Consider the following 25,597-nt stretch of genomic DNA (forward strand, 5'->3'; position numbering starts at 1 on the left):
CTGTGTTAGAAAAATTCAACGCACAGACCTTATCTCCTGCTTCGGAACAATCATTGATTTTTGAACTCAGCAGCCCTGGACGTGTCGCTTATTCCTTGCCAGAATGTGACGTTCCTCGCCAGTCTGCCCATACGTTGATTCCCCGGGAAATGCTCCGTTCGGAAGCAGCGGCACTGCCGGAAGTGTTTGAGGTAGATGTTATTCGACACTATACCGCTCTGTCCCGCCGCAACTTCGGCGTAGATAACGGATTCTATCCACTGGGCTCTTGTACGATGAAATACAATCCAAAGATTAATGAGGATGTTGCCCGTTATAACGGTTTTGCCAAAATCCATCCGTACCAGCACGAATCCAGCATTCAAGGTGCACTAGAACTGTTATATACGTTGCAAAACGACCTTGCAGGTCTGACAGGTATGGACGCTGTGACCTTGCAACCAGCCGCTGGTGCCCATGGAGAATGGACTGGACTTATGATGATTCGTGCCTACCACGAAGGTCGTGGCGAACAACGTACCAAAGTCATCGTGCCTGATTCCTCTCATGGTACCAACCCGGCAAGTGCAACCGTTGCAGGATTTGAGACTGTGACAATTCCATCCCGTGCAGACGGACTGGTCGATCTGGACGCGCTCCGTGCGGCCGTTGGTTCCGATACGGCAGCATTGATGCTGACCAACCCGAATACACTTGGTTTGTTCGAGAAAGACATTCAGGAGATTGCATCCATCGTACACCAGGCTGGTGGCTTGTTGTATTACGACGGAGCCAACTCCAATGCCATTATGGGCATTACACGTCCGGGTGATATGGGCTTTGACGTGGTGCATCTGAACTTGCACAAAACGATGAGTACACCTCATGGCGGTGGTGGACCAGGTGCCGGACCAGTTGGTGTGAAGAATCGCCTGATTCCATTCCTGCCTAAACCAATGGTGATCAAGAATGATGATGGTATGTATGCATTCGATCGTGAAGGCGATCAATCCATTGGCCGGGTGAAAGCCTACTACGGTAACTTCGGTATATTGGTACGTGCCTATGCCTACATTCGTACCTATGGACCGGAAGGATTGCGCCGTGTATCTGAATGTGCGGTACTCAATGCTAACTATATGATGGCCCGTCTCGCACCTTACTACGAGATTCCGTATCCGGGTGTATGCAAACATGAATTTGTCATGTCTGGTCGGGGGTTGAAGCAATATGGTGTACGCACACTTGACGTTGCCAAACGATTGCTTGATTTTGGATATCACCCACCTACGGTGTACTTCCCGCTCAACGTGGAGGAATGCATCATGATCGAGCCGACAGAAACCGAAAGTAAAGAAACGCTGGATGGGTTCATTGATACGATGATACGGATTGCCAAAGAAGCGGAAGAGACACCTGAATTGGTCCTGAACGCACCTTACGGAACACCGGTTACTCGTCTTGATGAGACAACCGCGGCACGCAAACCTGTACTGAATTGTGCTTGCAGTTAAGCACTAAGTGTATTACTAATCATGCTCTTGCTGATGTTAACTACACCAGTAAGAGCATTTTTTTGGCTAGACATTACAGGACCTTTCTCCTCGTACTCCCCTTCTAATTCCTATACGTTCGAGCAACAAAAAAAGCCAGTACCCGCTGTAACAGCGGATACCGGCAAAATCGCTGCATCAATGCAGCTCATTATCGGAAAAAGAAAAACCTCAAATCCGGAGGAAACCCCGGCAAAATTACGCTTGAATGCTTTGAACCAATTCAACAACTTGTTCAGCCGTTTGCATATCCAGAGCTTTAGCAGCCAGTTCCTGCATATCCGCACGGGACAGCTTGGTGATCTGACTACGAGCTGGCAGAATGGAGGTTGCGCTCATGCTGAACTCATCCAATCCAAGACCAAGCAGCAATGGAATTGCTGTTTCGTCTCCTGCCATCTCACCACACATACCAACCCATTTGCCTTCACGATGCGCTGCATCGATAACCATTTTAACCAAACGCAAAATGGCTGGGTTGTAAGGTTGATACAGATAAGCTACTCGTTCGTTCATACGGTCAGCAGCCATCGTGTATTGAATCAGATCGTTCGTTCCGATACTGAAGAAATCCACTTCTTTCGCAAATTGATCCGCCAGAACTGCAGTCGAAGGAATTTCGACCATGATTCCGAGTTGAATGCTGTCAGAAACAGCAATACCTTCAGCAACCAGCTTCTCTTTCTCTTCGAGCAAGACAGCTTTTGCTTCACGGAATTCACCGAGTGTTGCGATCATTGGGAACATGACACGCAGGTTTCCATGTACGCTTGCACGCAGCAATGCACGCAATTGTGTACGGAAGATATCCAGACGGTCCAAACACAGACGAACTGCGCGGAAGCCGAGGAATGGATTCATTTCTTTTGGCAGATCCAGGTATGGAAGCTCTTTGTCTCCACCGATGTCGAGTGTACGAACAACGACAGGTTTGCCTTCCATTTTTTCCAGTACCGCTTTGTAAGCATTATACTGAATGTCTTCGGAAGGAAGCTTGTCTCTGCCCATGTACAAGAACTCGGTACGGTACAGGCCTACAGCCTCGCCGCCGTTTTCCAGAACACCCGTTACGTCATTTGGTGTACCAATGTTAGCTGCAAGTTCAACATGAACGTTGTCCACCGTTACCGTTGGCTCATCACGAAGTTTTCTCCACTCTGCACGTTGTGCATCATACTGTTCCTGTTTGGCACGGTATTCAGCAATAACTTCATCAGTAGGGTTAACCAGTACGTGACCATCCAGACCGTCAACAATAATCATATCGCCTTGTTTCGCTTGAGCCAAGATGTCCTTGGTTCCAACAACAGCCGGAATCTCAAGAGAGCGAGCCATAATTGCCGAGTGAGAAGTACGTCCACCAATGTTGGTTGCAAAACCTTTAACAAATTGGCGGTTCAATTGAGCCGTGTCGGAAGGTGTTAGATCCTCCGCAAGCACAATCACTTCTTCATTGATCTCAGCCGGACTCATGAAGTCGATACCAAGCAAGTGATTTAGCACACGTTTGGTAACGTCACGCATATCTGCAGCACGTTCCTGCAGGTAAGCACTCTTCATGTTCTCAAACATGGAGATAAATTGCGATGCCGTTTCGTTCAAAGCAAATTCTGCATTGATCATGTCATCCGCAATTCTAGCTTTAACCGGATCAATTAGTTCCGGGTCATTCAGAATGAGCAAATGCGAAGCAAAAATCTCTGCTTTTTTCTCGCCAAGCTCTTGTAAAGTACGCTCTTTGATCGCCTCAAGCTCAGCCTGGGATTTACCCAGAGCTGAGTCGAGTTTCGCGATCTCTGCGTCAACGTCGTTAATTTGGCGTTTTTCTACAGAGTAGTCAGGATGCTCCAAGATAAACGCCTTGGCGATAGCAATACCCGCCGAAGCCGCGATCCCGGAGACATTAAGCATTAATTTCGCCCAACCCTTCGTTAACCATAACGTCAGTCAAAGCTTGAAGAGCTTCAGCTTCGCCTTCGCCTTCAACGATGATGCTGATAGTGTCGCCTTGTTCCAATCCGAGGGAAAGAACACCCAGGATGGATTTCAAAGTTACTTTTTTACCGTTAGCTTCTGCAAAGGATTCTGCACCTTTGAATTTGTTTGCTGTATTAACCAGGGCTGTCGCCGGACGTGCGTGGATACCATCTTCATCTGTAATTCTGAATGTTTGTTGCATTACAATCATCTCACTTTCAGTAGTTTGGTTTAGGCATTGCATATATTTACACTTGCTTGCCATCGTCGTAACACTTCTTATTTTATCTCAATGATTGGCTGTTCGCCAACTTTCAGCACTCCACTCTTCTTCAGAGTTACTGTGGAGCCCTCTGGCAGGTTAGTGAAAATAACTGGTGAAATGATCGAAGGAGCATTTGCTTTGACATACTCCAGATCCACTTCCATAATCGGCTGACCTGCCGATACCAGATCACCTTCCTGTACCAGTACGTTAAAGCCTTGACCTTTCAGCTTCACCGTATTAACACCTATATGAACAAGCACTTCCTTACCACCATCGGACATGATGCCCACGGCATGTTTGCTTGGAAATACATTAAACACTTTACCATACACAGGAGAAGTTATCGTACCATCATGTGGCAAAATTGCGAATCCATCACCTGTCATTTTCTCAGCAAAGACCGGATCAGGTACGTTTGTAATGTCCAGCAATTCACCATTGACTGGCATGACGATATCCTCAGCAACGATGCGCTCGCCCTGCTCACCTTGTGCCTTCTCCTCTTCAGGAGTTGGTTTGGCAGCTGCTGGCGTTGGTGCTGGAGTTCGTCCTGCAATAATATCCTGCATCTGAGATTTGATCGTGTCGGAACGTGTTCCGAAGATGGCTTGAACATTATTACCCACTTCAAGTACACCAGATGCACCCAATTGTTTCAAACGATCTTTTTTCACATTGGATTTCTCATTAACTTCAATCCGCAAACGAGTAATACAAGCGTCCAGATGTTTGATATTTTCCTTGCCACCGAAAGCTTCGAGAATGTTATGTGGCAGGTCATCCGTTGAACCAGAGCCTCCGCCAGATTCGGTTTCAGGCGTTGCATCTTCACGTCCTGGTGTTTTGAGATTGAATTTGCGAATGATAAACCGGAAACCGAAGTAATAGATCACCGCAAGAACCAATCCGACAATAATAACGTCCCACCAAGGTGTACGGTTCGGAATAATCCCGAAGATCAGGAAGTCAATGAACCCACCGGAGAAGGTCATACCGATCTTTACACCCAGAATTTGCATGGTCATGAAAGACAAACCTGCAAAGATACAGTGTACTGCAAACAGGATTGGTGCTACAAACAGGAACGAGAACTCAAGTGGCTCTGTAATCCCTGTCAGGAACGAGGTCAGCGCAGCTGAACCCATGATCCCTGCAACATACTTTTTGTGCTCCGGTCTTGCTTCATGGTACATCGCAAGTGCCGCTGCTGGCAAACCGAACATCATGAACGGGAATTTACCAACTTGGAATGTTCCTGCTGTGAGAGCAACGCCATCACGTAACTGGCTGAAGAAAATCTTCTGATCCCCACGAATAACATCTCCGGCTTTATTCACATACTCACCAAACTCAAACCAGAATGGGGAGTAGAAAATGTGATGCAAACCGAACGGAATCAATGACCGTTCCACAACTCCGAAGATGAATGCCGACAAGGTCGGACTTGTATCTACCATGAAGTGAGATACAGCATTCAGTCCATTTTGAATCGGAGGCCAGATAATCACCAGAAGCAACCCGATTACAAGGGATACTACCGATGTGATAATCGGAACGAAACGTTTACCTGCAAAGAAACCGAGGTAAGACGGCAGTTCGATTTTGAAAAACCGATTGTAACACAGCGCGGCGGCAATACCTATGATAATACCTCCGAACACGCCTGTACTTAATGTTGGGATACCCAAGATGCTGGCATAACCCGGTACTTCACCGATCATTGCCGGAGTAACACCTACCGCAGATCCTAATGTAACATTCATGACCAGGTAACCGATGATCGCTGCAAGACCTGCAACGCCTTCGCCACCAGCCAATCCGACAGCTACACCGACGGCGAACAACAATGCCAGATTATCAAATACGATCTGACCTGCGTTCATCATAATTGTTGCGATCGAGTTCACCCAAGGGGTGTCGAGCGCCGTTACATACTGCAAGAAATCTGGATTAACCAGCATGTTACCGATTCCAAGCAGCAAACCTGCCGCAGGTAGAATGGCTACAGGCAACATGAGAGCTTTACCTACTCTTTGCAATACACCAAAAAGCTTTTTGAACATCGCGTCGTTTCTCCCTTTCGTCTAATTTATATGTTGTGATGCAAGCAAGGGAACACAAAAAAAAGGCATGAATTAATAAAGTAAACTGTGCCAACCTTGGGGTATAGCATACCCTGTACAAGGAAAGAACAATCACACTTTAATTAACTCATGCCTGATCGAGTCAGTAACACGTCGCTTATGTTTATTCAGTTGCTTGATTACGGAAACCATTGTAGCACCAGTTCTAATCTATTGCAAGCCTTTACACCAAAAAAATAAATTCCGCATTCCATCACTGGAATGATCTCACTTATTCTCTTCTTCCTTCCGCTGATTCAGCCTTTGCAGATGAATGGTCAGATAACCTACCTCTGCAGGATAAACCGGCAGTTTCAGTCTTTTCTCCATTACTTTGGTCAGTTTCCATGCAAGCGAGTACATTTCGGGATACTCCAACTTAAGCAGGGAATCCAACTTATGAAGCTCTTCCACTTTGTCTCCACGGCGAACACGCTCAAGGGCGAACCGAAGATGCGTCAGCAAACGAGAGTAATCCAGCGATTCCGTTTCAAACGAATAATCGAGTTGATCAGACACCAGGTTCACCAAATCAGTGATCAATTGTGAATGCTCACGTACCTGGGATATATTTTGATTGGTCATTGCGCTATAGATATGGAGGGCAACAAAACCAATCTCGTCCATCCCCAGATCTACACCCATTTTCTCTTTGATCAGACGAACAGCGTATTCTCCCATTCGATATTCTTCAGGGTAAATCTCGCGGGTTTCATATAAAAATGGATTTTGTATGATAATGCCCTGCTCCTTGCGTTTTAACGCGAAAGAAATGTGATCGGTTAATGCAATATGGATATGTTCATTCAGAGGAACGTCCGTACGCTCTGCAATATACGTAATAACTTCGTTAATAATCTCGATCAGTGCTTCATCCACCTGTGGAAGAAGCTGTTTGTACTGCTCTTGCTCCTGCTGGTTTTTCAAAATGAACATTTTCTCCACAGCCATCAATGGAATGTGATCACTCGGTTTTCGGTTAAAGCCAATGCCTTTACCAATAACAACGACTTCCCCGTGTTCTGGATGCTGTGCAATGATTACATTATTATTTAGCGCTTTATCTACATGCAAGCTGCTCATTGTTTGCACCTCTTTTTCACACCATCTTAGGTGTGATTAAGTCACACCCTGTTACGAACGAAAAGACACCCGGAGCGGGCAAACCGCGCCGGACGTCTCGCTTAAAAAGTAACAAAAATTCGCCTTAAGGTCAATAGAGCAACCATGCAAGATTCGAAGTGCTTCTTACTCGTCAACTCCAGCTCTTTCCACAATCTTGTCGATTATCGAAGGAGTTGTAACAGCCTCGCTCTGTTGAATGGCAACTGGCGCAGGTGTTTTAGACTTCGTAAGGCCTTTAATCAGCTGCTCTACATCGATGCCGGATACACTTTTGAGCATCTCTGGAGCGGTCGCCATAAGTTCAGTAACATAGTTACTCACTCGTGCTGCACCTTCACCTTTACCTGTATCTACCACCGTCAGTTTATCAATGGATGCAATTGGCTCTGCAATTTTACCAGCCAGTTCAGGCAGCATTTTGACAATGATATCGAGTACAGCTGCTTCGCCAAACTTCTGGAACGCTTCGGCCAGTTTTTCTTTTGCTTCTGCTTCTGCAAGACCACGCAAACGAATAACTTCTGCATCTGCTGTACCTTTGGCAAGTTCCGCATCCGCCATGGCCTGACCTTCAAGTCGCTTCTGTTCAGCTGTTGCTTTGGCATGTGTTTCGATGGAATACTGTACTGCATCAGCTTCACGCATTCTTTTGGCTTTATCCGCTTCGGCAGCCTGCTCTACCGCATAACGATCCGCTTCTGCCTTTTTCTTCACTTCGGCATCGTATTGCTTCTCACGTACGACGATTTCTTTTTCCTGGAGGTCAATCTCACGTTCTTTACGAACGAGTTCAACCTTCATTTCTTCTTCCACCACGGTCTGTCTCGCACGAGCTTCATGGATATGGTACGCCTGGTCGGCTTCCGCTTTGGCTGTATCCTGATCCCGCTTAAACGTGGCTACTTTCAGTTCTTTCTCTTTGGCTGCCTCAGCGATATTGGTATCACGCAGCAACTCTGCTTTTTGACCCTGCTCTTCCGCATTGGCCTTCTGAATACGTGCATCACGCATCGCTTCCGCTTCAGCTATCTCGGCATCTCGCTTCACAGCAGCAATTCTCGGTTTACCGAGAGCATCCAAGTAGCCCTGTTTATCACGAACATCCTTGATGGTAAATGAGACAATTTGAAGGCCCATTTTCTTCAGATCTCTAGCTGCTACACCTTGAACCTCTTGCGCAAACCGATCCCGGTTCCGGTATACTTCTTCCACCGTCATTGTACCGAGGATGGCCCGCAAATGCCCCTCCAGTACCTCCTGTGCTTCGCTTCTCAGCGCTTCAACAGGTTTACCGATGAATTGCTCAGCTGCCGTAGCAACGTCTTCTACAGCGCCTCCAACCTTGATAATAGCTACACCGTCAGCAATAACCGGAACCCCTTGCTCCGTGTATACTTCAGGTGTGGAGACATCCAGCTTGTGGGACAATAAGGAGATAAACTCGGATTGCTGGAATACCGGCAGGATAAATGCACCGCCACCACGAACAATCTTAATTTTTCGGCCAGAATCATCATCGGAGATATTTTTGCTACCCAGGAATGATCCCGTAACGATCATTGCCTCATCCGGTCCAACCGTTTTGTATCTCGCCCAGAAAGCCAAACCTAAAATTAGAATGACACCGACTACAACTATAGGAATCAGCAATACATCCCAATTCAAATTCAAATTATCCATTCCACATCTCTCCCCTTATTCATTCATGATGAGTGCTTAAACTACTTAGGTGATAAGAATACTTTATAAATCTTTAAGTACATTTTCATCCCATTCCGACACACGCAGTACACCATCTACAACATCCACCACGACAACACGGGCTCCCGCCGCAATGGGGAGGTGTTCAAAACTGGATGCCGTTTGAATCGTACTACCGGAAGCAAAACGAATCATCACTTCGCCAAAACCTTTTTCCGGCACCGGAATGGTGATTTCCCCAATTTTCCCGGATAACTCTTTCATCGAAAATGCAATCGAGACATCGCTGTTACGCATCGGTTTGATATATGCGAAGAATACCAGCATGGCTGCAGCAATACCTATAAGCAGGGATAGTATTAGACCGGACATTGCACTTAATGAACTATAACGTGTCAGTAAAATACCTGCCCCACCAAAGGTTGTAATGGAACCAGCTAACACAACGGGTTTGAAAAAATCAAGACCTGGCATTTCGAAGGCTCCGTCCAGCAAGCCGTCAATCAAGTCACCCAGCACAAGGCTGACAACCGCAAATATTGCTCCTCCGATCAGACACCCCCAATAAATTGTCTCCATCCCCTGTTCCTCCTCTCTCTGCCGCAAATTCATCCTAACTGGGCATTCCACATGTAAATAAATACGTAGCTAACATCAAAATGTTTCAAAATCTTTCCTCAAATGTATTCTGAACCCGATAATGGGTATTATCACGACATTCTGTTCTTCTTGCTCCATGTTCCTCCATCATTCACGTGTACAGCCCGAATACATGAAAAAAACCGCAAGCCCCCATGAAGGAGACTTGCGGTTATTGGCAACAGGATGTGTCCTTTCACTTGTCAGTGATTATAGAATTACAGAGAAGCCTTGTAGATGGATACAACATCTTCCCGTTGCAGTTTTTTGAAATTACCGAATGGGCCAAACAGCATCGCTTTGTCTGCCATTACGTCGATCTGGCTATCATCGATATCGTAATCAGCCAAACGGTTAGGTGCACCAATGGATGTCCAGAATTTGCTGAGCGCATCGATACCTTCTTCGGCAATCTGTCTGTCCGACTTGCCTTCAGGGTTCACTTCGAATACATTAATTGCCAGACGTTTGAATCGATCCACATTCACGTCCAGGTTATGTTTCATCCAGTGTGGGAACAAGATTGCCAGTCCACCGCCGTGTGGGATATCATACACTGCGGATACCGCGTGTTCAATATTATGTGTTGCCCAGTCTCCTGCGAGACCCATATTCAGCACGCCATTCAGTGCCATTGTTCCGCAATATAGAATCGTTTCGCGCAGTTCATAGTTCTCCAGATCTTCAACCAGACGAGGTGCTGCGTCCATAACGGTACGCAGAATCGTCTCACAGAAGCCGAGTTGAACCGGTGTGTTGGCATCTAGATGGAAGTAATGCTCCAATACGTGGGACATCATATCCACCATACCGTACACCGTTTGGTCCAGTGGAACAGTGTATGTATTCACTGGATCCAGGATGGAGAATGCAGGAAATGAGTATGCGCTACCCCAGCCCAATTTTTCTTGTGTATCCTGATTCGTAATAACCGAACCTGAGTTCATTTCCGAACCCGTTGCTGCCATCGTCAATACCGTACCCAGTGGAAGAGCGTCCTGTGCAACGGCTTTGCGCTGAGCAAAATCCCACATATCGCCATCATATTTGGCACCTACAGCAATCGCTTTGGAACAATCCAGTACACTGCCGCCACCTACAGCGAGGATCAGGTCGATGTTATTGGTTTTACAGAGGTCTACCCCTTTATGCACCGTAGAAAGACGCGGGTTCGGTTCCACACCAGCCAGTTCAGTCACTTCTGCTCCAGCTTCCTTAAGCAAACCAATTACTTGATCGTACAGCCCACTGCGTTTGATACTGCCGCCACCATATACAAGCAGAACCCGTTTACCGTATTTCGGCACTTCTGTTTTCAATGCTTCCAGTTGTCCTTTGCCGAAAATCAGCCGGGTTGGATTATAGAATTGGAAAGATCTCATATCTATTGTCGCCTCCAATGGAGTTTAGAATTTTTAGTGCAACTCCAATTATAGTACCCTGTTTATAGAAAAACAAATCGATAGTCACTCACTTTATAACAACCCGTTAATCTCCAAATGGGCTCGAAACATCTCGCTCGTTGAAGGCAAATTCTCAGCATCCACCCATGTTTCTGAGGCCCACAATCCAGCCTGTATGAATGCCCGCGGACAATGGATAAAACACTCTTCCACATCTACAATGACAGCCGCACCTATGGTTTTACCACTCCAGCCCATACTGGCGATGAATTCCTCATCCTTGGTAATGGATGCTGTGCCATTAATACGCAGCACTTCATTCATACCCGGAATCAAAAAGAGCATGCCAATACCAGGGTTCGACAACATGTTCAACAACGAGTCTATCCGCCGATTGCCTGGGCGTTCGGGATAAACGAGCCGGTATGTATCATAGACTTTCACAAATCCCGCTCCATCACCCCGAGGTGACACATCACTTTTTCCATCACGATCGGAGGTGGAGAGGAAAAATAATGGTGACATGGATAGAAAGTTCTGAACATGTGAATCCACAAATGAAATTGCCTTGTTACGCACATGTTCATGCGGTTCACCCACCATGCCTTGCAGTTCCTCAGCATCTGTAATCAACGGAATATTCAATGTCTGCTTTTCCAAATCATTAACCCCATTTCCTCAATTCATCATGGTACTCTAGGACTTCACTCCATTATAACTGGCCCGGAGGCTCATTCCAATGCGCACAAAAGACAAGAACTACTAGACGCCAAGAACACCCGCTCATGATTGAGCGGGTGTTCTTGGTTTGTAGACTACTATTCAGTGTATCCCATGCTGCTTACAAAACGATGGAAAGCCTGGCGTCCTGCTTCATCATATTTGTAGACCCCTGCATGTTCCAGAATCTCGGCAAATTTCAAGCCAACTTCCTGCTGTACAATGGCAACGGCTTGTTCTTTGTCCAGGTTAGGACCAAACCGTTCAATCAATTCTTCCGCCCAGCCCAGATGTTTGTTCAACACATGATCAGAAGCTTTGGCGGCTTCAGCAAGTTTGGCATCTCCAGCGAGGATATCCGCGATACTGTCCAGTTCTTCTTTCAAACGACCTGGCAGGATGGCAAGCCCCATCACTTCGATCAGACCAATGTTTTCTTTCTTCAGATGGTGCATTTCACGGTGCGGATGGAAAATCCCTTCTGGATGCACATCATTTGTACGATTGTTACGCAATACAAGATCCATCTCATAACCACCATCTGCACTACGACGAACGATTGGTGTTACCGTATTGTGTGGTACTTGTTCCCCGTCCACTTCACTAAACGCTTCGATATCTACAGCAGAATCACTGTAGACCTTCCACGCTTCATATACGGCGTTGCCCGCTTCAAGCAGCTCTGCAGGATCGTGTGAAGCCAGACGCATTACGGACATTGGCCATTTCACAAGACTCAACGTAAGTCCAGGTGCATCCGCATGGCGGAAGACCGCCTCTGGCTGTGCATTTTGAATCGCGAATGTATGACGTCCACCCTGGAAATGGTCATGTGTCAGAATCGACCCACCTACAATCGGCAAATCTGCGTTAGATCCGATAAAGTAATGCGGGTACTCCCCGACAAACGCAAGCAGTCTGCGCATTGTATCTTTGGTCAGCTTCATCGGCACATGATCATGATGGAAAATGATGCAGTGCTCGTTGTAGTACACATACGGCGAGTATTGGAACAACCAAGGTTCGCTGTTAAGTTCCAGCGGAATGACTCTCAGATTCTGGCGAGCCGGGTGATTCACCCGACCAGCATAACCTACATTTTCACGACACAGTTGGCATTTTGGATATACCGGAGGCGGAAGCAATTTCGCCATGGCAATTTCCTTTGGACTTTTCTCCGGCTTCGACAGGTTGATAGTAATCTCCATGTCTCCATAGGCCGTGTCCTGTGTCCAGTAGACGTTCTTCGAGATCCGATCCATACGGATGTAGTTGGAGTTAATCGACAAGTCATAGAATTGAGATGTGGCCGCCTCAATGCCTTCCGTCTGCTCCGTGTGGCGGAATGCGCGTACCACCTCGGATGGACGAGCCATCAAATGACCCATGATTTTGGCATCCAGCAAATCACGGAACGTATCACTATTTTCAGGAATGAGTCCAATGGAAAATCCATAATCGATCAACGTATCCAGCATAGCCTGTGGGCCATCGGGCACAGTCGTGTCCAACTCACCGGCATAAGGCTCTGAGAATCCGAATTGTTCCAGCAAGAGGTTGCGGCTGTAATCCCAATCCGCCTCCTCGATTAATTGTTTCTGCAAGGCAAATGCAACCAGACGTTCAATGGCATGCAGTGCTTCCTGCTGCTCCGGTGTCCGCTCTGTGGCACCTGCTGCAATATGAGTCTGTGACATAAGGTGTTCGCCTCCTAGTTTTTTCCGTAGCCGTCAGGACGTGATTGGTGCCAGCTCCAAGCGCTTTGAATGACATCTTCCAGATTGGTCCATTTTGGATTCCAACCCAGGACTGATCTTGCTTTTGCAGATGAAGCTACCAGCACAGCCGGATCACCTGCACGACGTGGCTCCTGTACAACCGGGATATCCAGGCCAGTCACTTTTTTAGCTGTTTCGATCACTTGTTTTACCGAGAATCCTGTACCGTTACCAAGATTGAACACATTACTGTTCTCACCTTTACGAAGATAATCTACTGCACGCAGATGTGCATCAGCCAAGTCGCTCACGTGGATATAGTCACGGATACATGTGCCATCTTCTGTTGCATAGTCGTCACCAAACACGGCGATGTGCGGGCGTTGTTTCAATGCTGTTTGCAGTACAAGTGGAATCAAGTGACTCTCTGGTTGGTGATCTTCACCAATTTTGCCGCTGTCATGAGCACCAGCTGCATTGAAGTAACGTAAGGAAACGTATTTGATATCCTGAACTTTATCGAACCATGACATCATGCGTTCCATCATCAGCTTTGTTTCGCCGTATACGTTGGTTGGTTCTGTACGATCACTCTCTTCGATTGGCACTTTCTCAGGCTCACCGTAGGTAGCTGCTGTAGAGGAGAAGACGATGCGGCGTACGTTCGCTGCATTCATCGCTTCCAACAGACAGAGTGTACCAAACACGTTGTTGTCATAATATTTAACCGGGTCTTTCATACTCTCGCCTACGAGTGAGTTGGCTGCAAAGTGAATGACTGCATCGATTGAATTCTCAGCGAACAGCTTCGCCAGAATTTCTTTGTCACGAAGATCCCCTTCATACAACTTACCGCCGAGCAACGCTTCACGATGCCCTGTCTGCAAGTTATCCAGTACAACAACCTCTTCCCCACGTTCCAACAATGCTGCTACCGTATGAGATCCAATATACCCTGCTCCACCTGTCACCAAAATTGCCATTTTACTTCGCCTCCTTCAATTCTTTGACACCATCACCTACACCGCATACATAGAAATCACCTTTGAGACGGGTACGCGCTTCATATGCAGCGCCCACTTCACTTACAAAACGCTCGACATCATTCTCATGCACAAGTGATACGGTACAACCGCCAAATCCTGCGCCAGTCATCCGAGCACCAAGCGTGCCTGGAATCCGCTGAGCTTCTTCAACCATAACATCCAGCTCATCACAGCTTACTTCGTACAAATCGCGAAGCGATTCATGAGAAGCGTTCATCAGCTTGCCGAAGGATTCCAGATCATTGATCCGCAATGCCTCCACCGATGCGAGCACACGCGCGTTCTCTTCCACAACATGTTGTGCACGCTGTCTTACTTTCTCATCTTTGATCTGATCCTGTAGTGTTACGAACTGCTCTGGCGTCAATTGAGCCAGGTAATTCAGTGCAGGCAGCTGTTCCTTCAAGATGGCAAGTGCCTGCTCGCATTGGGAGCGACGTTCATTGTAAGCCGAATCCACCAGACCGCGGCGTTTGTTTGTGTTACCGATGACCAATTTGTATGAGCCTGTACGGAAAGGAACCTTTTCGTATTCCAGTGTGTCACACATCAGCAGGATCGCATGATCCTGAGCACCGTTTGCGACAGCGAACTGATCCATGATTCCACAGTTGACGCCTACGAACTCATTTTCCGCTTTCTGGGACAAAAGCGCCAGTTGAACCGTATCAATATCCGATACACCCTCCAGAGACTGAATCGCAAATCCGGTGAGTACCTCCAGAGATGCAGATGATGAAAGTCCTGCCCCGTTCGGAATCTCCCCGTGGTACAAGAAGTCGTAGCCTTTTGTTACATTCACGCCTTTGCCCTGCAATTCAACCATGACACCAACAGGATAGTCGGTCCATTCTCCGGTTTTTTCCTTACCTATGGAGGAAGTGTCTAGTGCCCCTTCATAAGACATGTTCGTGGAAGCCAGTTGCAACTTGTTGTCCTCACGCTCACGAATGATCAATGTTGTTCCGAATTCAAGTGCTGCCGGAAGCACGTATCCACCGTTATAGTCAATGTGCTCACCGATCAGATTCACACGCCCAGGGGCATGAAATACACGGATGTCCGCTCCACTCTCTCCGTACTTCTCAATAAACTTTTGTTTCAATTCAGTTACGTTCACTGCTGGTGCACCTCGCCTCGTTGTTGTGTTTTTCTTAATGTTATTATATAAGAAAGCGGTGCCTCTTGTAATGCAACCATGTGTGTTTCATATGGATAAATGTGACCTTAAGGCGTATAATGATCGGAGCATCCCGGAAAGAAGGAAACGACCATGTCAGAGCAATCCAACCCCAAGAAAGAATCCCTTGCATCTTCTAACGAAAAAATACAGGAATCACCTTCCGGTAAAAGCGGAGCACTCAGTTATTCGGTTGCCTCCAATCCGGTCTATTATGAACAAGGCGCACTGCATGTCCTGTTTGCCGGGGCAAGCCAGACCCTTCCGGGTCACGCCATCGGACCTAAATTGTTTGATTATTATCTGCTGCATTATGTAGAAAAAGGGGCGGGTACGTTCCGTACCGAACTGCACACCTACGAGTTATCCGCAGGTGATTGTTTCCTCATTCATCCTGGGCAACTGGTAAGTTACCAGTCTCACGCCCGCAACCCATGGCAATATCGCTGGATTGCCTTCACAGGCAGCCAGGCTGGCCAACATACCGAGGAAGCCGGGTTCCGCCCGGAGAAGTCCGTTTTTCATGCTGGACCATCCTGTGGGATATCCGATTGGCTATCCGTGATGCAGGATGCTTTTGCCGAGCGCAAAGAAAGCTCCCATTTCACATCACTGGGTACGTTATATATGATTCTAGCCGAAGCACAGAATCACCTTTCGCAGGGCCAAACCTTAATTCCAGGTGAATCCTCCATCCGACGTACGGTGAAACAGATGATTCAATATATGTCTACCCAATATGCCTATCCTGTCTCCATTGAACAAATGTCTGCGAGTCTTGGATACAACCGCGCGTATTTATCCCGTATTTTCAAACAGGAAACCGGTCTTTCGCCAGTCACTTATCTGCTCAAACTGCGGATCGACAAGTCGCGCCAACTCCTAAGAGAACGCCCGGATCTGTCCATCGAACAGGTATCTGCATCGGTCGGACTGCCAGACGCGCTGTATTTCTCCAAACAGTTCAAACGATTTCACGGTGAAGCGCCTAGCCTGTATCGAGAGAAAATACTGTCCCGCCCACTACATCAGGGGTTACAGAAGAACGCTCAACAAAACAAACGGTGAGCAAGATAACGGCCGGAACCACATACGACAAAAAAAGGTGCATTCCGCCATTATGGCTAAGATGCACCTTTTACACTTTATTTATTTGTCATCAGGCTGCGGAGACAGAATGGATTCAATCCGTTCCAATTCCTCTGTAGAGAAATCCAGCTGACTAAGCGCAGCCACATTCTCTTCAATCTGTGAAGGACGGCTTGCGCCAATCAGCGCAGAAGTTACCCTGCCATTCCGCAGCACCCAGGAGAGTGCAAATTGGGCCAAACTCTGGCCGCGGGCTGCTGCAATCTGGTTCAGCGCACGCACTTTGCGGAGCGTCTCTGGAGAGATGTTGTTTTCATTCAGGAATACCGATGGTCCTTTGGCACGTGAGTCTTCCGGGATACCATTCAAGTATTTGTTCGTGAGCACACCTTGTGCCAATGGACAGAATGCAATACTGCCTGTTCCATACTCATCCAGCACGTCCTGCAAACCATCTTCAATCCAGCGCTCCAGCAGCGAGTATTTCGGTTGATGGATTAACAGGGGCGTACCCAGACCTTTCAGAATTTCGGCAGCCTGTCTTGTCTGCTCTGCGGGATAGTTGGAGATCCCTACATAAAGGGCTTTGCCCGATCGAACAATATGGTCCAGTGCCATCATCGTTTCTTCCAAAGGCGTCTCGGGATCATAACGATGTGAATAGAAGATATCCACATAATCCAGGCCCATACGCTTCAAGCTCTGATTCAGACTGGACACCAGATTTTTGCGTGAACCCCACTCGCCATACGGCCCGGGCCACATATAATATCCCGCTTTGGTGGAGATCACCAGTTCATCCCGATAAGGTTTCAGATCTTGGGCCAGTACCTGTCCAAATAACTGCTCTGCTGAACCTGCCGGTGGACCATAATTGTTGGCAAGGTCAAAGTGTGTAATGCCCAGATCAAATGATCGGGTAATCATATTACGGCCATTCTCAGCGTTATTAATACCGCCAAAATTATGCCACAGCCCCAGTGAAATCGCTGGCAGTTTCAAACCTGAACGTCCAACGCGGTTATATTTCATCGTTTCATAGCGAGTATCGCTTGCTACGTAGACCATCATGAATCCCTTCTTTCCCCAGGTTCCGCCTCTTTTGTCCGGTCTGTGCCGGAGAATGCGGTTGTTCAGTCCATACGTTTAACCAAGAAGCTGGTCCACATTATTCATTACCTCGCCAATCGGATCTGTAATCAGCAAATCAGCCCTGCGGTCATAAGCAGTAGGTGTAGCGTTCAGCAGAACGGTATGTTTTCCCTGAAAATACGTAATTAACTGGGCCGCCGGATATACCGTCAGTGACGTGCCTCCCACGAGTAACAGATCTGCAGAAGACAGTGCATCAATGGAACGATACAAAGTCGTCTGATCCAGCTCCTCTTCGTACAGCACCACATCCGGTTTGATCACACCACCACATGTGGTACAGCGAGGCACGGTATCTTGGGACTGTATAATATCATTCAGCGTATAAAACTGCTTGCAATCCATGCAGGCATTACGATGAATTGAGCCGTGAAGCTCAAAGACATTGCTGTTGCCTGCCTTCTGATGCAGTCCGTCGATATTTTGCGTGATCACTGCCTGAAGTTTCCCCTCATGCTCCAGACGGGCCAACAGTCGATGGCACCCGTTAGGTTCCGCATCTGGATGAAGCATTTTGCCTCGATAAAAATCATAAAAAATATCAGCATGTTGATCAAAAAAATGTCGGCTTAACAACTCTTCCGGTGGATAAGGCGAATGCTGCTCCGTCTGATACAGACCCGCAGCCGAACGGAAGTCGGGAATCCCGCTTTCCGTTGAAGTCCCGGCCCCTCCGAAAAAAACAATACGGGAGCTTTCCTGAATCCAGGCAGCCAGTTGTTCTGTTGCGTTCATCCTCTCTCCTCCTTTTTTTACTATATAAATTGAACTAAAGAATATTTACACTGGCCACTCCATTTTGTAGAAATGTTGAGTTCAATTTATATCGTTCAACCAAACCAGAGTGACTTATATAATCACGCTTATCTCATTATAATGACGAATAATGGCATGGGCATCAACCAGGTGGGATCCTTGATCTAACTGTGGACAGTAACCAAGCGTATAGGATACCTCTGCGTGCCTCCCCATCTGCATATCCCCATTGCTGTCTCCAATGACAACGGCCTCCGCAGGATGGATATGTAATTCACGGCAAGCCAAGAGTGCTGCTTCTCTATCCGGTTTGCCCTGGGTCACCCGATCACAGCCCACAATGGATGTGAAAAAGGAACGTATCCCCATCCAATCCAGATGTGTTTCTGCTGCTGCTGTGCTGTCTGAAGTGACGACCGCCAGTGGTAAGTCCGCTGCCTTGCATTTCTGCAAGAAATCCAGCAATCCTGACATGGGTTCAGCGGATTTGCGCTCTCTTACCGATCTCATGGCTACACTTGAAAATTTGCGTATCGTTGTGATCGCTTCATTCCATGGCATACCTGCCGCATATAACTGCCCGGCAAGCAATCCCGTGCACTCATCCACAGTCGCAATGGCCAGCGGGCCTTGCGGATCATATCCAACAATATGACCTTGGGGATTATGGATGGTGCCCAGAACGTGCTCCCGTTCAACCGTAAATGAAGCTCCAAGTTCATTCATACGTGATTGCAACTGATCCAGTAATGTCTCTGCCCACGGTCCCCATAGCCGGAGAAATTCCAGTAGTGTTCCATCTTTATCAAACAGGATACCTTTACATGGGATCTGCGCTCCATTCACTTGAAGCATGGTCATCCGTATCGCCTCCATCAAGTATGCTATAAATGCATACAGCCCTTAGTGCAGAATAATCAAAACCTACTTGATGGTACTTAACCAAGCCAGAACTGTCTTGACGGTCTGATTCAGCTGTTCTTCTCCACTCACTTCCGGCTCGCCATCTCCTTTTTGATGACCATAATCACCGAACTGGGCGTGGTTTCCACCTTCAATGGTGTAATATACCGTGTCTTCTGGAAGATACATCCGTCCACTCTGATACTTCGTAGCATTCACGACTTCATCTTTAGTACCCAGAATAGATAAAGCAGGTATTCCAAGTGACTTTACGCTTCCTTTTTCATCCGGGTAGGATGCCAGAAAGAAGATCCCGTGAAGTGCATCTGGATGTGCGGCTACATAACGTGCAGCCATGGATCCACCGAGAGAATGTCCACCCATAACAAATTGTTCATCTGGATATGCGGCCAGAATCTCATCTGCCAAGTTTGGCTTAAGCACTGCCAGGTTAACTGGCATCTTGGCAATAATCGTGTGATGACCCGCAGCAGCCAGCTCATGCGCAAGTGGTGCATAACTTTCCGGTTTTACCAGTCCACCAGGATAGAAAAGCACACTTTTCCCAGACGGTTTATCGGGCACAAAATCAATCCAGTTCTCTTGTTCACTCACCGTCACCGGATTGGCTGTTTCCATAGCTGTTTGGGCTGTTTCCTGTGGACCGTATGGTGTGAATAATTTCCACGCAACAAATCCACATCCAATGACAATGAGCGCCAGAAGTACGAGCAGGAATTTCCCAATGCCCCTCTTCTTGCGCCCTGTATTATACCGATTTCTCAACGTTTATCACCTTTCTTCACTTCCGCAGGTGCCGCGGCTAACAGAATTGGGAGCCTTTGTTTATCAGGCTCCCCTTCTACGAATTGAAAAATATTATTCAGCCTTGGCCTTGCGGTAAGCATCCATATATTGTTCCGCTTTGCGACGGACATGACTCAGGTCACCCGTCTTCACAGCTTCCGATGTCAAGTCGGAGCCGATCCCTACAGCGACTGCTCCACCCTTGATCCAATCTCCCAGATTAGACAAGGATACCCCGCCAGTTGGCATAAAATTCGCCTGCGGCATAGGGCCCTTCATCGTTTTGATAATCGAAGGATCATACAGATTACCCGGGAACAACTTCACAATGTCCACACCAAGCTCCAATGCGCGTTGAACATCAGCAATCGTCATCACACCAGGCAGAATCGGAATTCGATACAGGTTGCAGATCTGAACGGTATCCGGATTCAGGGAAGGTCCAACGACAAACTCGGCACCCGACATGATGGCCGCTCTTGCCGTTTGCGGTTCTAGCACCGTTCCCGCACCAATAATCGCGAATTTCTCTGGATCTTGTGTGTTCCAATGGTATACACGGCTTAATTTTTCAATGGCTTTGAGTGCACTGGGTACTGTCATCGTAATCTCGATAACTTTAATGCCACCCGCAATCGCTTGCTCGGCCATGGCAATGACTTGATCCGCAGAATCTGCACGCAGAACTGCCACAACCCCATTGTCCGTAATCTTTTGCAATAGCTGAAGCTTCTTCATTTCATTCTCTCCCTTGTCAATGTGGTGGTTGTGTATACAAGCCTTACATTTAAGAACGAAGATGAGCCATATATGATCTCAGCAGCGACTAGCGCTCAACATGGGCAACGTTGTTCAGCTTGGCCTCGACCTGCCCCCACGTCGGGAGCGCCTCCCAATCGCCAACAGCCTGTATAACCATGGAACCGGTCAAATTGCCGAGACGGGTTGCTTCCTGCGGGGAGTATCCTTTTAATAAACCCGATAAAAATCCCGCGCAGAATCCATCTCCTGCACCTACCGTATCCAGAACATAATCCGCCTTAAAGTACGGAACTTCAGTTAGGGTACCATTCGCCAATACGTAGGTCAAATCAGGGCCACCCTTCACAATGCACACAGCATTCATGGCAGATAAACGCTCAAGTACTTTTTGATCATTTTCTTCGTTATATAGAAGTTTCATCTCGTCCAGACCCGGTAAAAAGTAGTCCGCCAGTTCAGCTAAACGGAGTATAATCGGACGGGCCTCATCCGCAGACCATAGTTTGAGACGCAGATTTGGATCAAAGCTTACTTTCACCCCTGCCTGTTTGGCAATATGTATGGCCGCCTCTACGGTTGCAAGTCCGGACGGGCTTATCGCTGCCGTTATACCCGTAACATGCAATATCTTCGCCCCGGCAATATAGTCGGGATCCAGATCATCAGGTGTGATCGCACTTGCAGCAGATAGCTTCCTATAATAATGCACAGAGGCTTTCCCGGAAGCGTTCTCACGAATCATCAAACCAGTAGGCTCGTGATCACTCAACCTTACCCGGGATACATCTACGCCTTCACCGCGAATGGCTTTCAGAATCATACTGCCGATCGGATCATTGCCCAAGCGTCCAAACCAACCACTGGTATGCCCCAGGCGGGATACGCCAATAGCCAGATTGCTCTCAGCACCCCCGAAAGACTTGTCCAGTGTGGCTGCATATTCCAGCCCTCTTGTATCCTTGGCAGTCAGCAAACCCATACTCTCCCCAAACGTAATAATTTCCGGGCTTGGATAGGGACTCGTTGACATGATTTCTTCCCTCCTTATAATTACATTCCCTCATCTTCTTTTTCTATTGTCATCCTCTATGCAACCGTTGTCAATCCCGTTGCGTTCATTTTGTTGTCACAGCTTTAATAAAAGATAACGCTTACCAATGTGAATTAAATCACAATAGATAATGAACATCCATATTACCCTTATTACAGATGCAAATGAATTTGCAACCAGGGTCTATAAGGGGGCTACACCATGAAAAATCAGACACTGATCCGGGATGATCAGGAATCTTTCTTTTACAATCTGCGCTTTATGCTTATCGTCTGTGTCCTTGCTGGTAATGCACTTGAACCACTCATCACACGTTTTGCAGGAGCGGAAGCTCTGTTCCTGTGGATATATACGTTTCACATGCCACTCTTTGTATGGGTAACCGGGTATTTTGCGACACACTCACTCCAGGGTGCATCTGGGCGAAATGTCCTGAAGCAGATTGCACTACAGTATGTACTGTTTCAGTCCTTATACGCACTAATGGACTTTACCGTATTCCACACACCCCATATGAGGCTATCCTTCTTTGCACCTTACTTGCTGTTATGGTTTCTCGCGAGTCATTTCTGTTGGCGACTGTTGCTTCGTCTGGCGATTTCCTGGAAACCGATATATCGGGTGATTGGATCGATTGCGCTCGGTATAATTGCCGGGTATTTGCCCATCGACGGGTTCTGGCTCAGCTTCAGCCGTACGTTTGTTTTTCTGCCGTTTTTTGTCATAGGTTATGACTATGGAGCAACCATCCGTTCACATCTATTATCCGGTTGGGGGCGAAAAACCGCAGCCATCCTCTCTGCTGCACTGTTGGTATGGATCGGGTATGGTGGTTTGAACATTTCATCCGGATGGTTACTCGGCAGCATGACGTACGCCGAACTGGGTCACCACGAATGGTATGCCGGCATCTTCCGACTTGGAATCTACCTATTGGAGATCGCATCGGCAGCACTGTTCTTGGCCTGGGTACCTTCCTTGACTTCCAGACTGACGGACCTTGGACGACGTACACTCTATGTGTTCCTGCTGCATGGGTTTCTCGTTCGTCTCGCGATCTGGTCCGGAGTCTACAGTTATATGGGAAGCTCGGCGTATATTCCAGTCATACTTGTCATTGCCATACTCTTCGCAGTCACACTGGCTCTGCCGGCTGTACGTCACATGTTCAAACCCGTAATTGAACCGGATATATCCCGATTTTCTTTCAATCGACATGAGGTGTTTAAACGGTCGGCCTAATGCTCTGACGGATCTCTTCACCATCGATTCTATCCTAGTGAATTGTTTCAGGCTGGAAATAAGGTGGTAAATTAGGGATACGCGCTACAAAAAACAACTTATCGTTGTAAGGAGTGATTTGTAATGGCACGTCAACAGACGTCAGAACACAAGATGAGTCGTGAGGAAGCTGGCAGATTAGGTGGCAAAGCGACTTCCAAGAACCATGATCGAAGCTTCTACCAGATGATTGGAAAAAAAGGTGGAGAAGCGACTTCAGATGCCCATGACACTGACTTTTACAAGCAGATTGGTCGCAAGGGCGGCGAAGCAACCTCCGAAACTCATAATAAGGAATTCTATCGTGAGATTGGACGCAAAGGCGGAAGCAACTAATGAATTCCGCTTGCCACATCGAAACATGATCATAGCTTTCCCGTAAATCAAGAAGTCTAATTCCATGAAAATGGTTTGAGGCTTCTTTCTATTGATTGTAGAAATATGACGACGGTTGTGATAGACTCAATAGAAAAACCGGGTGTTCACGGGTTTAAAGCAGCAAAGAATTTCACAAACTACGGGGAGCTCGACACCGGCATGCCGGTCCTTTTTTTTAGAGTACGGATGAAATTAAACGACAGATGCACTGCCATTTACTTTTCCATTCATGTTGCTCAATATTATATATTTGGGGGGAAATACACCATGTCAGCCAAGAAGATGCGTTCCGATATGATCAAAAAAGGTTTTGACCGCGCACCACACCGGAGTTTGCTCCGCGCAGCGGGCGTTAAAGAAGAGGATTTCGGCAAGCCGTTTATTGCCGTATGTAACTCATACATCGATATCGTGCCCGGCCATGTCCACCTTCAGGAATTCGGTAAAATTGTAAAGGATGCTATTCGTGAAGCCGGTGGCGTTCCATTCGAATTCAACACCATCGGAGTAGATGATGGTATTGCCATGGGACACATTGGTATGCGTTACTCGCTGCCAAGCCGTGACATTATCGCGGATTCCGTGGAAACCGTTGTATCTGCACACTGGTTCGACGGCATGGTATGTATCCCGAACTGCGATAAAATTACACCCGGCATGATGATGGGTGCACTCCGTTGTAATATCCCTACCGTGTTTGTCAGCGGTGGACCGATGAAAGCCGGTCGTGACAGCAATGGTAAGGCTCTGTCCTTGACCTCTGTATTTGAAGGCGTAGGCGCTTATCAAGCAGGTAAAATCGATGACAAGAGTTTGCTGGAGCTTGAACAGTTCGGTTGTCCAACGTGTGGATCATGCTCCGGTATGTTCACAGCGAACTCCATGAACTGTCTGGCTGAAGCGATGGGACTGGCTATGCCAGGTAACGGAACCATCCTGGCTGTTGCTCCTGAGCGTCGTGAGTTTGTTAAACAATCTGCTAAACAACTGATGGAACTTATTAAAATGGATCTGAAACCACGTGATATCGTTACTGTAGAAGCGATCGATAACGCGTTTGCACTGGATATGGCGATGGGTGGATCTACGAATACAGTACTGCACACGCTGGCACTGGCTCATGAAGCAGGCATCGAGTATCCAATCGAGCGTATCAATGAAGTAGCTAACCGCGTTCCGCATCTGGCGAAACTTGCACCTGCTTCCGATCTTCACATCGAAGACGTTCATAATGCAGGCGGCGTAAGCGCAGTGCTGAACGAGTTGCTCAAGAAACCAGGCGCAATTCATGGTGACTGCATTACAGTAACAGGTAAAACGATCCGTGAGAACGTTGAAGGAAAAGAAATTCAGGATACAAATGTCATTCACCACCTGGATAACCCGCATTCCGAAAAAGGCGGCCTGGCTGTATTGTTTGGTAACCTTGCACCACAAGGCGCTATCATCAAAGTTGGTGCAGTTGATGCTTCAGTTGGCGGATACCACAAAGGTCCTGCCATCTGCTTTGACTCCCAGGAGCAAGCGCTCGAAGGTATTGCTAACGGCAAAGTAAAAGAAGGACATGTTGTTGTTATCCGTTATGAAGGACCAAAAGGTGGACCAGGTATGCCTGAGATGCTGGCTCCTACTTCCCAGATCGTAGGTATGGGATTGGGTGCCAAAGTTGGTCTGATCACCGATGGACGCTTCTCCGGCGCATCCCGCGGAATCAGTATCGGACATATCTCTCCGGAAGCAGCTGAAGGTGGTCCAATCGCCTTTGTTGAAGAAGGAGACATCATCGAGCTGGATCTGAACAACCGTATCATCGAATTGCACATCAGTGACGAAGAGTTTGAACGTCGTCGCGCAGGTTGGAAAGGCTTTGAACCGAAAGTAAAAACCGGTTACCTGGCTCGTTACTCCAAACTGGTTACCAATGCAAGCAACGGTGGCGTACTGAGTATCTAATTCACTAATAAATAAAGGGTTGCTCTTCTGCCA

21 protein-coding genes and 1 pseudogene are annotated in these 25,597 nt (G+C 47.4%); 5 read left to right on the forward strand and 17 right to left on the reverse strand.

All coding sequences use genetic code 11. The annotated features are described in order from the left end of the window. Positions 1-2: 2 nt before the first annotated feature. The gene (gene gcvPB, locus MHI12_RS23265; RefSeq protein WP_405173043.1) at positions 3-1,493 is read left to right on the forward strand and encodes an aminomethyl-transferring glycine dehydrogenase subunit GcvPB; all 1,491 of its coding nucleotides are present in this window, start codon (positions 3-5) and stop codon (positions 1,491-1,493) included. 237 nt (positions 1,494-1,730) lie between these two features. Here the strand turns inward: gcvPB and ptsP are convergent, their stop codons facing one another. The 11 genes from ptsP to MHI12_RS23320 form a co-directional block, all read right to left on the reverse strand. Further along, entirely contained in the window at positions 1,731-3,443 is a 1,713-nt protein-coding gene (ptsP, locus tag MHI12_RS23270; protein WP_047844045.1) for a phosphoenolpyruvate--protein phosphotransferase, read from the reverse strand. Beyond that, positions 3,436-3,711 carry an HPr family phosphocarrier protein gene (locus MHI12_RS23275; protein ID WP_036617010.1) on the reverse strand — a complete coding sequence of 92 codons (276 nt, stop codon included), beginning with the start codon at positions 3,709-3,711 and terminating at the stop codon, positions 3,436-3,438. Before MHI12_RS23275 ends, ptsP begins: the two co-directional genes overlap by 8 nt. Positions 3,712-3,788: 77 nt before the next feature. Further along, entirely contained in the window at positions 3,789-5,840 is a 2,052-nt protein-coding gene (ptsG, locus tag MHI12_RS23280; protein ID WP_036617007.1) for a glucose-specific PTS transporter subunit IIBC, read from the reverse strand. Between the two features lie 288 nt (positions 5,841-6,128). Further along, positions 6,129-6,983, reverse strand: a complete 855-nt coding sequence (glcT, locus tag MHI12_RS23285) for a glucose PTS transporter transcription antiterminator GlcT (RefSeq protein ID WP_047844046.1) — start codon at positions 6,981-6,983, stop codon at positions 6,129-6,131. Positions 6,984-7,148: 165 nt separating this feature from the next. Continuing rightward, the gene (locus tag MHI12_RS23290) at positions 7,149-8,705 is read right to left on the reverse strand and encodes a flotillin family protein (protein ID WP_091027708.1); all 1,557 of its coding nucleotides are present in this window, start codon (positions 8,703-8,705) and stop codon (positions 7,149-7,151) included. 63 nt (positions 8,706-8,768) lie between these two features. Continuing rightward, entirely contained in the window at positions 8,769-9,305 is a 537-nt protein-coding gene (locus MHI12_RS23295) for a membrane protease regulatory membrane protein (protein ID WP_047844048.1), read from the reverse strand. Positions 9,306-9,583: 278 nt separating this feature from the next. Beyond that, a complete protein-coding gene (locus MHI12_RS23300; RefSeq protein ID WP_405170472.1) occupies positions 9,584-10,747 on the reverse strand; it encodes an iron-containing alcohol dehydrogenase in 1,164 nt (387 codons plus the stop codon). Positions 10,748-10,840: 93 nt separating this feature from the next. Continuing rightward, positions 10,841-11,428, reverse strand: a complete 588-nt coding sequence (locus MHI12_RS23305) for an MSMEG_1061 family FMN-dependent PPOX-type flavoprotein (protein ID WP_405170473.1) — start codon at positions 11,426-11,428, stop codon at positions 10,841-10,843. A gap of 158 nt (positions 11,429-11,586) precedes the next feature. Beyond that, positions 11,587-13,185: a UDP-glucose--hexose-1-phosphate uridylyltransferase gene (locus tag MHI12_RS23310; RefSeq protein ID WP_405170474.1), complete on the reverse strand. Its 1,599-nt coding sequence runs from the start codon at positions 13,183-13,185 to the stop codon at positions 11,587-11,589. A gap of 14 nt (positions 13,186-13,199) precedes the next feature. Next, a complete protein-coding gene (galE, locus tag MHI12_RS23315; protein WP_017686840.1) occupies positions 13,200-14,189 on the reverse strand; it encodes a UDP-glucose 4-epimerase GalE in 990 nt (329 codons plus the stop codon). Between the two features lies 1 nt (position 14,190). Continuing rightward, positions 14,191-15,372: a galactokinase gene (locus tag MHI12_RS23320; RefSeq protein WP_405170475.1), complete on the reverse strand. Its 1,182-nt coding sequence runs from the start codon at positions 15,370-15,372 to the stop codon at positions 14,191-14,193. 153 nt (positions 15,373-15,525) lie between these two features. Here MHI12_RS23320 and MHI12_RS23325 point away from each other — a divergent pair, with 153 nt between their 5' ends. Next, on the forward strand, positions 15,526-16,500 hold the full coding sequence (locus MHI12_RS23325) for an AraC family ligand binding domain-containing protein (RefSeq protein ID WP_405170476.1): 975 nt from the start codon (positions 15,526-15,528) through the stop codon (positions 16,498-16,500). 81 nt (positions 16,501-16,581) lie between these two features. Here the strand turns inward: MHI12_RS23325 and mgrA are convergent, their stop codons facing one another. From mgrA to MHI12_RS23355, 6 genes are all read right to left on the reverse strand, one after another. After that, entirely contained in the window at positions 16,582-17,589 is a 1,008-nt protein-coding gene (mgrA, locus tag MHI12_RS23330) for an L-glyceraldehyde 3-phosphate reductase (RefSeq protein WP_340915428.1), read from the reverse strand. A gap of 78 nt (positions 17,590-17,667) precedes the next feature. Beyond that, positions 17,668-18,408 (reverse strand): NAD-dependent protein deacylase, encoded by a 741-nt coding sequence (locus MHI12_RS23335; RefSeq protein WP_405170477.1) that lies wholly within the window; start codon positions 18,406-18,408, stop codon positions 17,668-17,670. 114 nt (positions 18,409-18,522) lie between these two features. Beyond that, positions 18,523-19,290 (reverse strand): HAD family hydrolase, encoded by a 768-nt coding sequence (locus MHI12_RS23340; RefSeq protein WP_405170478.1) that lies wholly within the window; start codon positions 19,288-19,290, stop codon positions 18,523-18,525. Between the two features lie 63 nt (positions 19,291-19,353). After that, positions 19,354-20,118 carry an alpha/beta fold hydrolase gene (locus MHI12_RS23345; RefSeq protein ID WP_405170479.1) on the reverse strand — a complete coding sequence of 255 codons (765 nt, stop codon included), beginning with the start codon at positions 20,116-20,118 and terminating at the stop codon, positions 19,354-19,356. 93 nt (positions 20,119-20,211) lie between these two features. Beyond that, the gene (locus MHI12_RS23350; RefSeq protein ID WP_017686833.1) at positions 20,212-20,877 is read right to left on the reverse strand and encodes a bifunctional 2-keto-4-hydroxyglutarate aldolase/2-keto-3-deoxy-6-phosphogluconate aldolase; all 666 of its coding nucleotides are present in this window, start codon (positions 20,875-20,877) and stop codon (positions 20,212-20,214) included. 88 nt (positions 20,878-20,965) lie between these two features. Next, on the reverse strand, positions 20,966-21,931 hold the full coding sequence (locus tag MHI12_RS23355; protein ID WP_405170480.1) for a sugar kinase: 966 nt from the start codon (positions 21,929-21,931) through the stop codon (positions 20,966-20,968). Between the two features lie 222 nt (positions 21,932-22,153). Between MHI12_RS23355 and MHI12_RS23360 the strand changes: the two genes are divergently transcribed. From MHI12_RS23360 to ilvD, 3 genes and pseudogenes are all read left to right on the forward strand, one after another. Beyond that, complete coding sequence (locus MHI12_RS23360) at positions 22,154-23,194, forward strand: acyltransferase family protein (protein ID WP_405170481.1); 1,041 nt, start codon at positions 22,154-22,156, stop codon at positions 23,192-23,194. 123 nt (positions 23,195-23,317) lie between these two features. Further along, positions 23,318-23,560, forward strand: a pseudogene (locus tag MHI12_RS23365) (KGG domain-containing protein); the annotation flags it as partial. Between the two features lie 318 nt (positions 23,561-23,878). After that, positions 23,879-25,564: a dihydroxy-acid dehydratase gene (gene ilvD, locus MHI12_RS23370; protein WP_074096200.1), complete on the forward strand. Its 1,686-nt coding sequence runs from the start codon at positions 23,879-23,881 to the stop codon at positions 25,562-25,564. Positions 25,565-25,597 lie beyond the last annotated feature (33 nt).

The sequence above is a fragment of the Paenibacillus sp. FSL H8-0280 genome (assembly GCF_045040665.1).
Lineage (GTDB): Bacteria > Bacillota > Bacilli > Paenibacillales > Paenibacillaceae > Paenibacillus > Paenibacillus xylanexedens_A.